Raw genomic sequence first — 13,920 nt, forward strand, 5'->3', positions numbered from 1 at the left:
GGGAGGTCCGTTCTTGCTCGGAATCGGAAAGAGGCAACATCTTGAGCGACAAAAGTACAAATGTTGAGTTGCTGCGCGATTTTCGGCTGCGCAAGCCGCGGGCGCTGGCAAAGGCGATCTCGGCGGCAGAATCGGGCCATGGCGGCGAGATCGTGCGCGCGCTCTACGAGCAGACGGGACGCGCGATGACGATCGGTCTGACCGGGCCGCCCGGCGTTGGAAAATCGACGCTCGCCTCGGCGCTCGTGCGAAAGGCGCGCTCTCTGGGCAAAAGCGCCGGGGTCGTTTCGGTCGATCCGAGCTCGCCCTTCTCGCACGGCGCACTGCTCGGCGATCGCATCCGGCTCGCCGAGCATTTCACCGATCGAGAGGTGTTCATCCGTTCGATGGCCAGCCGCGGGCATCTCGGCGGCCTGGCGGGCGCAACGGCCGACGCGGTGACCTTGATGGACGCGTTCGGCTTCGACGTCGTCGTCATCGAGACGGTTGGTGTCGGGCAGAGCGAAGTCGCCGTCGCGGAGCTGGCGCAAACGACTCTTGTCGCACTTCAACCCGGCAGCGGCGACTCGATACAGGTGCTCAAAGCGGGCATCATGGAGATCGCCGACGTTTTTGTCGTCAACAAAGCGGATCACCCGATGGCCGACCAGCTTCGGCGCGAGATCCGCTCGGCGATGGAGATGCTGCAATGGGACGGCTGGGTGCCGGAGCTTGTCGTGACGCAGGCGCTCGCAGGCGTGGGGATCGACGACTTGTGGGCCGCAATCGAGCGGCACGTGGCTTATCTGAACGAAACCGGTGAGATCGAGCAGCGGCGCCGCGAAGCTTTTCGGCACCAAGTCCGCCAGCTCGCCCTCGGCCGCATCGAAAACCGCCTCCGCCTGGCGCTGCAAAGCGACGAAATCGTGGGGTTCGATCCCTACGAAGCGGCCGATCGCGTCATCGCGAAGCTCGGCCTTTAAAGTGCGCTTGGGGAGAATTCGGGCGCTGCGTCGAAAGGCTCGCCCGCTACCCTTTGCTTCCTTACTTCCCTTCGACAGGCTCAGGACAAGCTCAGGACAGGCACAACCTCAGAATGATATTCAACACGCTAGAATTACAACGACAGGCTAAGCGCAGGATGAGACCGACCACCGATACACCAGCAGCGACGACGATCGAACGCCCCAGCGGCCTGGGAGCGGCGCCGCCGCCTGCTTTTGAGGAACAGGAGCGGCGTTGGGAGGATGCCTCGCAGAAGGGCCGCCCGCGAAAGGGCCCGGGGTCGGGCGCCGTCGACCGTACGATCTCCGACGTGCCTCTCAAAACGATCTACTCGCCTGAAGACGTCGCCGGTCTCGATCTTGCTACCGATCTGGCGTGGCCGGGCGAATATCCGTACACCCGCGGGATCCACGCCAACGGTTACCGGGATCGTCTGTGGACGATGCGGCAGTTCGCCGGGTTCGGCAACGCCGCGCAGACCAACGAGCGCTACCATTTTCTGCTCAAGCACGGCCAGCATGGCCTCTCCGTCGCGTTCGATATGCCGACATTGATGGGATACGACTCCGACGCGCCGCAAGCGCGCGGCGAGGTCGGAAAATGCGGCGTGGCGATCGACTCGCTCGCCGATATGGAGGTGCTTTTCGACGGCATCGACATGGGCGACATCACGACCTCGATGACGATCAATGGTCCGGCCTGCATCGCGCTCGCGCAATACATCGCGGCGGCCGAAAAGAAGGGCATCCCCCGCGCGAAGCTCGGGGGCACGATTCAAGCCGATATCCTCAAGGAATACATCGCGCAGAAGGAGTGGATATTTCCTCCGCGCCCACACATGCGCATCATCGTCGACATGATCGAGTTCTGCACGCGCGAGATGCCGAAGTGGAATACGATCTCGATCTCCGGCTACCACATCCGCGAGGCCGGCTCGACCGCCGCGCAGGAGCTGGCGTTCACGCTCGCCGACGGCTTTGCCTACGTCGAGGCCGCCATGGCAGCCGGGATGGACGTCGACTCGTTTGCCCCGCGGCTTTCGTTCTTTTTCAATTCGCACATAGACTTCTTCGAAGAGATCGCGAAATTCCGCGCCGCCAGGCGGATCTACGCGCGGCACATGCGCGAGAAGTACGGCGCACGAGACCCGCGCTCGTGGCAGCTGCGCTTTCATACGCAGACCGCCGGCTGCAGCGCGACGGCGCAGCAGCCGGAGAACAACATCGTTCGCGTTGCGTTCGAAGCGATGGCGGCCGTGCTGGGTGGGACTCAGTCGCTGCACACGAACTCGATGGATGAAGTCTTGGCGCTGCCGACGGAAAAATCCGTCGAGATCGCCTTGCGCACGCAGCAAGTCCTGGCGTACGAAACTAACGTCACCAACGTGGTGGATCCGCTCGGCGGGTCGTACTTCGTCGAGGCGCTCACCGAGGAGATGGAACGCCAGGCGGAGAGCTATTTCGCTCAGATCGCCGAGTACGGCGGCGTGATCGAAGCGATCGAGGCCGGCTTCTTCCAACGCGAGATCGCCGATGCCAGCTACCGCTACCAGCGTTCGCTCGAGACGCGCGACCGCGTGATCGTGGGCGTGAACGCCTTCGTGCGAGACGAAGTGAATGAAAATATCGACCTGCTGAAGATCACCGAGGAGATGGAACGGGCGCAAGCGGCTTCTGTAGAGGATCTTCGCGATAAGCGAGACGATGCCGCGGTACGCCGCAGCCTCGAGCGGCTCGCGATCGCCTGTCGCGACCCGAAGGACAATCTCATGCCGCATCTGATCGACGCTGCCAATGCCTACTGCACCGAGGGCGAAATCGTCGAGGCGATGGCAAGCGTCTACGGGCGTTACACCGAACGGGCGGTCCTCTAATGGAACCACAAGACAGAGGCGGCGACCTCGAGCTCTACCGCGTGCGGCGAACCCTCGCCGCGGTGAAGCGAAAGCTCGAAGAGGCGCTGCATTTGAGCCGTAACTACGACGAGATGCGACATGACCGACCGGCCGCTGCGCGTCGTCATCGCTAAAGCCGGCCTCGACGGCCACGACCGCGGGGCAAAAGTCATCGCGCGGGCGCTGCGCGATGCCGGAATGGAGGTCATCTACACGGGACTCTTCCAGACGCCGGAGCAGATCGTGCAGACCGCGATTCAAGAAGATGCCGACGGGATCGGCCTCTCGATTCTTTCCGGCGCACATATGACGCTCTTTCCGCTCGTCGTCGAGCAGCTGCGCGCTCAAGACGCAGGCGATATCGTCTTTTTTGGCGGCGGCACGATTCCGCCGGAGGATGCAAGGCGGCTCAAGGAGCTCGGGGTGCGCGAGATCTTTACGCCCGGCGCACCGCTCCAAGCGATCATCGACTTCGTCTCGCGCGAGTGCGGTAAGCGACGAACGCCTGTCGCCTAGAGAAGTTTCTTAGGTGACGCGAATTCGGACCCGAGTCGCGCCGTCACCGACCGGCGATCCGCACGTCGGCACGGCCTATGTGGCGCTCGTCAACTACTGTTTCGCCCGCAAGCACGGCGGCGAGTTCGTATTGCGCATCGAGGACACGGATCAAGCCCGCAGCACGGCGGAGAGCGAACGCGTCATCCTCTCCGCGCTGCGCTGGTGCGGGCTCTCCTGGGACGAGGGCCCCGACGTCGGCGGCCCATTCGGGCCATATCGTCAGAGCGAGCGCTCGAGCATCTACAAAGAGTATGCCGAGAAGCTGCTGGTAACCGGTCACGCGTTCAAGTGCTTCTGCACGCCGCAGCGACTCGAGGAGATGCGCGTCGCGCAGCGCGCGGCGGGCCGTCCCTCGCGGTACGACGGACACTGTCGCAGCCTCGGGCCCGAAGAAGTCGCGCGGCGCGAGGCGGCCGGCGAGCCGTTCGTCGTGCGGATGCGCGTTCCGGATACGGGCGTTTGCGTCGTCAACGACCTGCGGCGCGGCCCAATCGAGTTCGACTACTCGACCGTCGACATGCAGGTACTGATCAAATCGGACGGCCTGCCGACGTATCACCTCGCCAACGTCGTCGACGATCACTTGATGGAGATCTCGCACGTTTTCCGCGGCGAAGAGTGGGTCTCGAGCGCACCGAAGCACCTCTTATTGTACGAGTACTTCGGCTGGCAGCCGCCGGTCCTGATGCATCTTCCGCTGCTGCGTAACCCCGACAAGAGCAAGCTGAGCAAGCGTAAGAATCCGACCGGGATTCTGTTCTTTGAGGCGATGGGCTATCTGCCCGAGGCGCTAATAAACTTCTTGGCACTGATGGCCAATGTGGTGCACGAGGGCGAAGACGAACTGATGGAACTGCCGGCGATCGTGCGCCGCTTCGAGGTCGAGCACGTTCCGATCGGCGGACCGGTCTTCGATCTCCCCAAACTCGATTGGCTCAACGGCCGCTATATTCGCGAGCGGCTCGATCCGGCGACGCTGCTCGCGCGCGCTCAAGGTTGGGCGGCGCCGCCGCAGCGCCTGTCACGCGTCGCCGAACTCGCGGCGCCGCGCATCGAGCGCTTGAGCGATCTCGGCCCGCTCTTGGCGTTCCTGTTCTCCGGAAGGCTGGCCCTAAACGAAGACTCGTTTGCCGGCGCGAAGCTCGACGCGCTCTCGATCCGCCGCGCCTTCGCCCTCGCGCTGCGCGAGTTCGACAAGCTGCCCGTCTGGAATGCGGCGGCGATCGAGACGGTGATGTCGCGTCTTGCCCAAGCGCTCGAACGAAAAACGCGCGACCTCGCGCGCCCATTCTACGTCGCGATCACCGGCAGCCCGACGTCGATCCCCCTCTACGATTCGATGGAGCTGCTCGGTCGCGATATGGTGCGGGAGCGCCTTCGAAATGCACTCGACCTGCTCGGCGCGCCGAGCAAACGCGAGCTCGAAGAGTGGGAGCGGCTCCTATCGCGCGACGAGGTGGTTGCATGATCCGCGCGATCGTGCTCGCTGCAGGGAAGGGCACGCGCATGAAGAGCGCGCGCTCGAAGGTGCTGCACGAGATCTGTGGGCGTCCGATGCTTTGGTACGTCATCGCGGCGCTGCGCGGCGCCGGCATCGACGAGATCGTCGCCGTGATCAACTCCGAGCTGCGCGGCGAAATCGAGGGGTCCGGCGTCGAGATCGTCGTCCAGGAGGAGCAGCTGGGGACGGGGCACGCGGTGAAGATCGCGCTCGACCATCTCGCACCGATGCCGGGGCGAGTCGTCGTTGCCTGCGCCGACATGCCGCTCGTGACCAGCGAGATCTTCGCGGAGATTGCGGCGCCGCTCGATCGCAGCGGAAAGGCTCGCGCTCTGATGTCGCTCGTGACCGTGAAGATGCCGCTTCCGTCGAACTTCGGCCGCATCGTGCGCAGCGGCGGGAGCGTCGAACGCATTGTCGAGGTCCGCGACGCGACGCCCGAAGAGCTCGCAATCGACGAGATGAACGCCGGAATCTACGCGTTTGACGAACCGTCATTGCGGGAGGCCGTCAAAGAGCTGCGCAGCGACAACGCTCAAGGCGAATACTACTTGACGGATACGGTCGCGCAGTTCGTGCAAAGCGGCAAAGGCGTGCATCCCGTGAACGCGAGCCGGCATCTCGACGTGTTGGGTATCAACGACCGGGTCGAGCTTGCGCTGGCGCGCAAGGAGATGAACGCGCGGCTCTGCGCCGCCCACATGCGGGCCGGCGTCACGATCGTCGATCCCGACACGACCTATCTCGAACCCGAGCTCGAGATCGGCAGCGATACCGTGATCTATCCGAACACCACGATCGCTCGCCTTTCGATTGCCGGCCGTGCCTGCGTGATCGGCCCGAACAGCCGGCTCTCGAACGCGCGTCTTGGCGAGCGCGTCACCGTGCGCGAGAGCGTGATTACGGATTCGACCGTCGGCAACGACGCTGCGATCGGTCCGTTCGCGCATTTGCGCAGCGAAGCGCGGCTGGCAAACAACGTTCATGTCGGGAACTTCGTCGAGATCAAGAAGTCGGACTTAGCGCGCCGTGTCAAGGTAAGCCACCTGACGTATTTGGGTGACGCGACCATCGGCGAGGAGACGAACGTCGGCGCCGGCACGATCACCTGCAACTTCGACGGAAAGCAAAAGCACGCCACGATCGTCGGGCGCAACGTCGCGATCGGATCGAACACCTCGCTGGTCGCCCCAGTTCGAGTCGGGGATGGCGCCCTTACCGGTGCCGGATCGGTCGTGACCAGGGACGTTCCGGATGGCGAGCGCGTTGCCGGGAACCCGGCGCGGCCTCTGCCCAAGAAGTAACGTGCGCATACTTTGCGGCTTGCTCTTTGCCGCGGCCCTATTGGCGGTGCCGGCGTCCGCCGGCGCGGCCTCCGGCGTACGTCCCAATGCGTTGGACGTTCGCGTCGACTCGCTCTCCAACGAAGTCCTCCTGACGCAGCCGGCAACGATGCTCGTCGACCCGGCGCGTCAGGACGCCGCGCTTCGGCGTGCGCATTGGACGCTGCCCGGCTGGATCCTCATCCTCTTGTGCCAGTCGGCCGCGCTCTTTTATTTGTGGAGCTCCGGCGGCGCAGCCAGGTTGCGCGATTGGCTGCGCCGGCGGATGCGATCCGAATGGATCTTGCGATTCTCCTTCGGCGCGTCGCTCGCGCTCGTCGCGCGCATCGCCTCGTTTCTACCGGCATTTTACCTCTATCGAGTTGCACGAACGATGCAGATCGATCTCGAGCTGACGCGATGGTGGGTCGTCTCTTGGACGATTCACACGCTGCTCGGCATGCTGATCGCCGGGTTGATCGCAGCGATCGTTCTCGGTTGGGTGCAACGAACGCATCAGTGGTACGTTTACACAATCGTCGGAATCCTCGCCGGCTGCGTCGTGTGGTCCTATGCCGCGCCGTATCTCGCCTTAACCGGAGCGCGCGTCGTAGCGCTCTCCGGTCCGCTCGCGCAGCGAACGCACGCCGTCCTCGTGAGCGCCGGTTTCCCCGGAGTACCGGTGGAGGTCGCGCACATCCGCAACTCCCCGATCGGCGATGCCGCGGTTGCGGGCTTCGGCTCCGCGCGCACGATCTTGCTGACCGACAAGCTGATCGCCGGCGGCACCCCGGCCGAGGTCGCCTACGAAGTCGCCGTCCAGATCGAGCAGGTCGCGCACCACGATTTTCTCTCGATTGCTTTGATCGAAGGGGGTATCGTCATCGTCTTTTCGGCTATCGCCGTCGTGCTGGCCGATCGCATTCGCTTCCGGCGGGACGACGATCCGCTTTCACGGCTGGCGATCGTCGGGTCGCTGCTCGCGCTGGTATACATCGCCGCGATTCCGGTCCGTAACGCCGCGCTGCGGTCGTATGAGTTTTCCGCGGATCGCTCGGCGGTGGCGCTTACCGGCGATCCGGCCGATGCGGTGCGGGCGCTCGTGCGCGCTACCGATCAGCACATGGAAGAGGTCTGCCCCGAGCTGACCGCCGCACTCTTCCTCTATACCTCACCAGGAACGGGCGCGCGCGTTGCGGCGATCAATCACGTGCCGTCGGGCTGCCCTTGAGCCCCCGGCGGGGCCCACGTATTCGCAAACCGCATCGCCGGCTCGATCCCCTCGTCGAGCCATAACGCAGTCGCCTCGACCGCGGCGGCGACGATTCCGCGGAGAACGCCTCGCTCTGCTTCGTTGAATCGCCCGAGAACGTGGTCGATGCTGTCGAACTCCGGACGCCCCACCCCGATTCGCAGGCGCGGGAATCCCTCACCGATGGTCGCGATGACCGAACGCAGCCCGTTGTGGCCGCCGTGGCCGCCGCTGGCGCGCATCCGCAGCTTGCCGAACGGCAGATCCATGTCGTCGCTGACGACCAGAACGCCGCTGGGGGGCGTGCGATACCACGACGAGATCAGCCGCACGGGGGTCCCGCTGAGATTCATGAACGAGGTGGGCTTGACGAAGACGAGGCGGCGCGCCGAATCGAAGGCTTGCTGCGCGGCGTCTTTCTTCTTCCAGGCCGTGATGCCGTACCGACGCGCCAACTCGTCGACGACGACGAAGCCGACGTTGTGGCGGGTGGCGGCGTACTCGGGGCCCGGATTGCCGAGGCCGACGACCAGCCTCGGTGCTCCCTCGGCCAGCTATTGCCCCTCGGCCGGCGTGGGCTCGGCGCCGATGACTTCCGGCTGAACTTCTTCCGACGGGCTCGCCGCTTCTTCGAGATCCTGCGCGGTGCGCGAGGGCTCGATCGAGACGATCACGGTCTCGGGGGCGGTCAGCAGTTTGAAGCCCGGCGGGAGCGCGATGTCGCCGGCGGTGACGTGCTCGTGGATACCGAGCGGCGTTACGTCGACCTCGAGATGCTCGGGTATCTTGTTGGCCGGCCCTTCGATCTCGATCTCGTGGACGATAACGTCCATGACGCCGCCCATGTTCTTGACGCCGTCGGCGACGCCGACGGTCACGATACCGAGCTTCGCGCCGATCGTCTCGTCCGCCGAGACTCGCTGCAGGTCGGCGTGAACGATGCGTCTGGTTACCGGGTGGGTCTGTACGACGCGGACCATCGCGGTCTGTTTTTTGCTTCCATCGACCAGCGTGATGATCGCGTTGCGGCCGCTTTGGTGAAGCAGTTCGCCGAACGCGCGGGCGTCTAGGGCGATGTGATCGGGAACGCTTCCATGGCCGTAGACGACGGCTGGGATCTTGCCGTGCGAGCGCAGCGCGTGGGCCCCCGTCGTACCGAGTTTCGAGCGGGGCTCGATGGAGAGTGTCAGGTCTTTGCTAGCCACGATGTCCTTCTTAGAATACGCCGACGGCCTCTGGTGCCGGCGGCGCAACGGTACTGACGGTTTCGTCGCCTGCAAAGAGCTCCGAGACCGAGCGATTGGTGATGATTCGGTTGATTGCGTCGGCAAAGACCTGCGCGATCGAGAGCTGCACGAACTTCGGGTGATTCGTTCCTTTGGAGAAGGGGATCGTGTTCGTAAAGAGCACCCGTTCGATCTCCGACTGCTCGAGCTGCTCGACCGCTTCCCCGGCGAAGATGCCGTGCGAGGCGACGGTATATACTTTGGTCGCACCCCTCGCTTTGATCGCTCCAGCCGCCTTAGCCAGCGTGCCGCCGGTCGAGATCATATCGTCGACGACGACCGCGACCTTGCCGGAAACGTCGCCGACGATATCGGTGACCTCGGCGATATCTGGCTCCGGGCGACGCTTAAAGACGATCGCCAGCGAACTATTGAGCCGCTTTGCAAAGAGCTCGGCCCGGTGCACGCCGCCGGCGTCGGGGGAGACGATGACGATCTTGTCGTCGCAAAGGCCTTCTTTTTTGAGGTAGTTGCAGAGCACGGGCATCGCCATCAGGTTATCGACCGGTATGTCGAAGAAACCCTGAATCTGAGCGGCGTGCAGATCCATCGTGACGATCCGGCGGGCGCCGGTCACCTTCAGCAAGTTTGCGACGACCTTGGCCGAGATCGGCTCCCGTCCTTTGGTTTTTTTGTCTTGCTTTGCGTACCCGTAGTAGGGAATCACGGCGGTGATCCGGGCGGCTGAGGCTCGGCGCAGCGCATCGACCATCAGCAGCAGCTCCATCAGCGCGTCGTTGACGCCCTTGCCGTTGGGCGATTTGCAGATCGACTGGACGACGAAAACCTCGGACCCGCGAACGTTCTCGCCGATCTCGACCCGAGTCTCTTCGTTTCTGAACTCGGAGACCAGCGCCTTACCGACGTGCAGCCGTAGCCGCTTGGCGATCTCTTCGGCCAGCTGTGGATTGGAGTTCCCACAGAACAGAAGCGGATTCTGCACGAAGGGGACGTTCGCCCAGTGAATCGTTCCGCCCTCGAAGGCGGTTTGAGCTATCGCAGTGGCTCAAGAATTCACGCTCGTTTCACCCTTCTCGCTGGCCGGCGACCAACCCAAGGCGACCGACTCCCTGGCGCAGGGGCTCGTGCGCGGTGACCGCACGCAGACCCTCCTCGGGGTGACCGGCAGCGGCAAGACGATGGCGATGGCGCGCACGATCGAGCTCGTGCAGAAACCGACGCTCGTGCTCTGCCACAATAAGACGCTCGCCGCCCAGCTCTGCGCCGAGTTTCGCGAGTTCTTTCCGAAGAACGCCGTAGAGTACTTCGTTTCGTACTTCGACTACTATCAACCCGAGGCGTACGTCCCCTCGACCGATACCTATATCGAGAAGGATAGCTCGATCAACGACGAGATCGAACGTCTGCGCCACTCGGCGACGCAATCGCTGCTGACCCGGCGGGATACGCTGATCGTGGCCTCGGTCTCGTGCATCTTCGGCCTGGGCTCGCCCTCGGATTACGTGGAGATGTCCGCACGCATCCGGGTCGGGGAGGAAATCGACCGCGATGCTTTCTTGAGAAAGCTCGTGGATATGCAGTACCGGCGCAACGACATCAATCTCGTGCGCGGGACGTTTCGCGTGCGCGGGGATACCCTCGAGTTCGTCGGCGTCGACGAAGAGCTGGTTCATCGCATCGGCTTCTTCGGCGATGAGATCGAGTCGATCAACGTCGTCAACCTGCTTACGGGAGAGTATCTCGAGAGTAAAGACGAGGTGCTGATTTTCCCCGCAAAGCACTTCATAACGCCTGAAGAGAAGCTTCAGCGCGCGATCGGGTCGATCGAAACAGAGCTCGACGAGCGTCTGGCCTACTTCAAGCGGCACGGCAGGCTTTTGGAGGCGCAGCGCCTCGAGATGCGCACCCGCTACGACCTCGACATGCTGCGCGAGGTCGGGTACTGCAACGGAATCGAGAACTACTCGCGTCACCTCACCGGGCGCGAGGCCGGCTCGACTCCCTGGTGCTTGATCGACTTTTTCCCGAAAGACTGGCTGCTCTTCGTCGACGAATCGCACGTGACGCTGCCGCAGGTCCACGGGATGTTTGCCGGCGACCGGTCGCGTAAGGAGGTTTTGGTCGAGCACGGATTCCGGCTGCCCAGTGCGCTCGACAATCGGCCGCTCACATACGCGGAATTCGACGATCACATCGTGCAGGCCGTCTACGTTTCGGCGACGCCGGGAACCTATGAAATCGGGCACAGCAGCCAGGTCGTCGAGATGATCATTCGCCCGACGGGCCTGGTCGATCCCGAAGTCGAGGTGCGCCCGACCCGCAATCAAGTCGACGACTTAATGGAAGAGATCCACCTGCGGGCGGCTCGTCAGGAGCGCGTGCTGGTAACGACGCTGACAAAGAAGATGGCCGAGGACCTTACCGACTTCCTCATCGAGAATGGACTGCGCGTCCGCTACCTTCACAGCGAGGTCGACACGCTCGAGCGCGTCGCGATTCTGCGCGACCTGCGAGCCGGCGTCTTCGACGTGCTCGTCGGCATCAATCTGCTGCGCGAAGGTCTGGATTTGCCGGAAGTCTCGCTCGTCGGTATCCTCGACGCCGATAAAGAGGGGTACCTTCGAAGCGGTACGTCGCTCATTCAAACGATCGGCCGCGCCTCGCGCAACGTCGAGGGCAAGGTGATCATGTACGCCGACGTCGTTACCGAGTCGATGGCGCGCGCGATCGGCGAAACGCGCCGGCGGCGAGAGATGCAGGTGGCCTACAATAGCGAGCACGGGATCGAGCCGAAGTCGGTGCGAAAGGAGATCCACGACATCCTCAGCATGATCGGCGCGACCCGTGAGGATGCCGCCAAGCTCAAGCTGGACAAAGTTCCGCGCGACGTCGCACTCAAGATGTCACGGGACTTGGAACGAAAAATGCGCGAAGCCGCCGCGAGCCTAGAGTTCGAGAAGGCGGCCGCTCTGCGCGACGAGCTGATCGAGTTGCGCAAGCAGATCGGCGGAAACGAAGGAGTCCTCTTCGGCGGCAAGGCTCCGAAGATCTTCGACAAGGCCTTGGCCGAACTCGTCGGTAATTAAGGGAGCCTCTGGTCGATCGGAGGTTCCTCTCAGCTTGACGGTTTTGACTCGTACCATCCTCAACATTCCCGAAGCACTCGGGGAGCTCGCGGTCATCGTCATCGTCGTCGCCTGCTTCGTCGGCGTTCACGCAGCCCTGCAGCGCCTCCTCAAGAGCGAAGTCTTACGGCGTCACAACGACGTGGCCGGCTACCTCTTTTCAGCCGTCGGCGTGCTCTATGCGGTCCTGCTGGGGTTCGTCGTCGTGGTAGTTTGGGAAAAGTACGATGGGACGATTGCCAACGTCCAAGAGGAAGTCGATGCCGCCGGCGACCTGTATCACGTCGTGGACGGATTTCCGGATACGCTCCGCACGCGGATTAGGACCGATCTGACGAAGTACGCGCAGACCGTGATTGCGATCGAGTGGCCCGCGATGGGGCGCAACCAAGTCGTCCCCGATACGGGCTCGAAGCTGATCGAGGATGCGGCATATGCCGTAAATACGTACTCGCCGCGCGACCAGCGCGGGTATAATGCTCAGCAAGCCTCGATCGGCAACGAACAGCGTCTCTTCGATGCCAGGCGCCAGCGCTTAGTACGCGCAGAGCCGGCGGTCCCAGGCATATTGTGGTTCGCGCTGGTCGCGGGGGCGCTCGCGATGGTCTCTTTCTGCTATATATTCGGCGTCGAGAACCGGCCCGCTCAGCTCTTGATGACCGCAATCCTCGTCGGCCTCATCGCGATACTTTTCGTCGTCGTCGCCGAGTTCGCCGGACCCTTCTCAGGCTCGGTCATGGTCTCGTCGGAGGGCTGGAGCTTCCTCGCGGAACGCCTGCCTTACATCCAATAAAAAAAAAGGAGCTCACCATGATACGCTCACCGCTTAGTCTCCTCGTCCTTTTAGCGGGCACCATTGCCGCCGCTCACACACCTCCCGGCTCCGCGCCTGTCGGCCAGCCGGGCAACGGCCCGGTCGCGCCGCCGCCACCGCCGCCGCCCATGAGCCAACCCGCGAGCGCGGCGCCGACCCCGACGCCCAATCCAGCAATGATCGCCCAGGCAAAGTCGATCTTCACCCAGTTGCAAGGCGGAACGGTCGACCGCTCGCTGCTCGAACCCACGATGAGTTCGGCGCTGACCGATGACAAGCTGTCCGCGCTCAAGGGCAGCATCGGAAGTCTCGGTGCGCCCGTTACGTTCGACCAGCAGAACGCCGGGCTGCAGGGCGACCTGACGTATGCCGTGTACTTGCTGACCTTCAAAGACGGCACGAAACTGCAGCTGCTCGACGTCGTCGACAAGCAGGGAAAGATCGCCGGCCTAAAGCTCACGCCGCCGTAAATAGGAAACCGCTTCACGATATGCGACGCATCGATCTCGTGCTGTTCGACCTCGACGATACGCTGCACGACGATACGTTTGCCTATCAAAGCGCCGCCGAGGAGGTAGCCCGCGAGGTTGCGGCCGAGCACGGCGTCGACGCGCTCGCGCTCAAGGCGGCGTACGTCGCCGAGGCAGAGGGATTTTGGCAGCGCCTCTCGCCGGCGGATCTGAAGGTCAAGCTCTCGCGCGTTCGCGCGAGCATGTGGCAGAATGCCCTCGAAAGCGTCGGCGTCGCGAGCCCCGAGGTCGCCGAACAAAGCGCCGAGCGGTACAACGCCTATCGCTCGAAGTACTACACGCTCTTTCCGGGCGCCGTCGAACTCTTAAAAGCGCTGCGCGAGCGCGGCATGAAGCTCGGGATCGTGACCAACGGTCTCTCGGAGACTCATCGCGAGAAGATTGCGCTGCTTCGCATCAGCGAATTCTTCGACGCGATCTTCCTCGCCGACGAAGTCGGCATGATCAAGCCCGACCCGCTCCTGTTCGCCCACGCCTGCCGAACGCTCGGTGGGGCGCCGGCGCACTCGGCGATGGTCGGCGATCGCTACGACCGGGATATTCGCGGCGCCCTCGAGGCCGGGCTCTTTACCGTTTGGCTCAACGTGCGCGACGAGGAGCTTCCTGCGGGTGCGCGGCCGGCCGACGCAACCTGCAGTACGATCGGCGACGTTGGCCGCATACTTCTGCTCTCCGGCAGTGTCTGGTAGATAA

13 protein-coding genes are annotated in these 13,920 nt (G+C 63.5%); 10 read left to right on the plus strand and 3 right to left on the minus strand.

Going from position 1 to position 13,920, the window contains the following annotated elements; genetic code table 11:
• Positions 1–41: 41 nt before the first annotated feature.
• From meaB to VGG51_12805, 6 genes are all read left to right on the plus strand, one after another.
• Positions 42–962: a methylmalonyl Co-A mutase-associated GTPase MeaB gene (gene meaB / locus VGG51_12780; protein ID HEY1883905.1), complete on the plus strand. Its 921-nt coding sequence runs from the start codon at positions 42–44 to the stop codon at positions 960–962.
• A 158-nt stretch (positions 963–1,120) separates the two neighbouring features.
• The gene (locus tag VGG51_12785; protein HEY1883906.1) at positions 1,121–2,857 is read left to right on the plus strand and encodes a methylmalonyl-CoA mutase family protein; all 1,737 of its coding nucleotides are present in this window, start codon (positions 1,121–1,123) and stop codon (positions 2,855–2,857) included.
• A 120-nt stretch (positions 2,858–2,977) separates the two neighbouring features.
• On the plus strand, positions 2,978–3,394 hold the full coding sequence (locus VGG51_12790; protein HEY1883907.1) for a cobalamin B12-binding domain-containing protein: 417 nt from the start codon (positions 2,978–2,980) through the stop codon (positions 3,392–3,394).
• Positions 3,395–3,407: 13 nt separating this feature from the next.
• Complete coding sequence (gltX, locus tag VGG51_12795) at positions 3,408–4,904, plus strand: glutamate--tRNA ligase (GenBank protein ID HEY1883908.1); 1,497 nt, start codon at positions 3,408–3,410, stop codon at positions 4,902–4,904.
• Positions 4,901–6,241, plus strand: a complete 1,341-nt coding sequence (gene glmU / locus VGG51_12800; GenBank protein HEY1883909.1) for a bifunctional UDP-N-acetylglucosamine diphosphorylase/glucosamine-1-phosphate N-acetyltransferase GlmU — start codon at positions 4,901–4,903, stop codon at positions 6,239–6,241. The genes gltX and glmU overlap by 4 nt, the downstream gene beginning before the upstream one ends.
• A gap of 1 nt (position 6,242) precedes the next feature.
• On the plus strand, positions 6,243–7,490 hold the full coding sequence (locus VGG51_12805) for a M48 family metalloprotease (protein HEY1883910.1): 1,248 nt from the start codon (positions 6,243–6,245) through the stop codon (positions 7,488–7,490).
• Here VGG51_12805 and pth read toward each other — a convergent pair.
• Genes pth through VGG51_12820 form a run of 3 tightly spaced genes read right to left on the minus strand, consistent with a single transcriptional unit; the run spans position 7,466 to position 9,740 of the window.
• Entirely contained in the window at positions 7,466–8,065 is a 600-nt protein-coding gene (gene pth / locus VGG51_12810; protein HEY1883911.1) for an aminoacyl-tRNA hydrolase, read from the minus strand. The genes VGG51_12805 and pth overlap by 25 nt on opposite strands.
• A complete protein-coding gene (locus tag VGG51_12815) occupies positions 8,066–8,716 on the minus strand; it encodes a 50S ribosomal protein L25 (GenBank protein HEY1883912.1) in 651 nt (216 codons plus the stop codon).
• A 10-nt stretch (positions 8,717–8,726) separates the two neighbouring features.
• The gene (locus tag VGG51_12820) at positions 8,727–9,740 is read right to left on the minus strand and encodes a ribose-phosphate pyrophosphokinase (GenBank protein HEY1883913.1); all 1,014 of its coding nucleotides are present in this window, start codon (positions 9,738–9,740) and stop codon (positions 8,727–8,729) included.
• Between the two features lie 58 nt (positions 9,741–9,798).
• Here VGG51_12820 and uvrB point away from each other — a divergent pair, with 58 nt between their 5' ends.
• From uvrB to VGG51_12840, 4 genes are all read left to right on the plus strand, one after another.
• Positions 9,799–11,844: an excinuclease ABC subunit UvrB gene (gene uvrB, locus VGG51_12825; protein ID HEY1883914.1), complete on the plus strand. Its 2,046-nt coding sequence runs from the start codon at positions 9,799–9,801 to the stop codon at positions 11,842–11,844.
• Between the two features lie 43 nt (positions 11,845–11,887).
• Positions 11,888–12,676, plus strand: a complete 789-nt coding sequence (locus VGG51_12830; protein HEY1883915.1) for a hypothetical protein — start codon at positions 11,888–11,890, stop codon at positions 12,674–12,676.
• A gap of 149 nt (positions 12,677–12,825) precedes the next feature.
• Positions 12,826–13,167, plus strand: a complete 342-nt coding sequence (locus VGG51_12835) for a hypothetical protein (GenBank protein HEY1883916.1) — start codon at positions 12,826–12,828, stop codon at positions 13,165–13,167.
• Positions 13,168–13,187: 20 nt separating this feature from the next.
• The gene (locus tag VGG51_12840; protein HEY1883917.1) at positions 13,188–13,916 is read left to right on the plus strand and encodes an HAD family hydrolase; all 729 of its coding nucleotides are present in this window, start codon (positions 13,188–13,190) and stop codon (positions 13,914–13,916) included.
• Positions 13,917–13,920 lie beyond the last annotated feature (4 nt).

Source organism: Candidatus Cybelea sp., assembly GCA_036489315.1.
In the GTDB taxonomy this organism is placed as follows: Bacteria; Vulcanimicrobiota; Vulcanimicrobiia; order Vulcanimicrobiales; family Vulcanimicrobiaceae; genus Cybelea.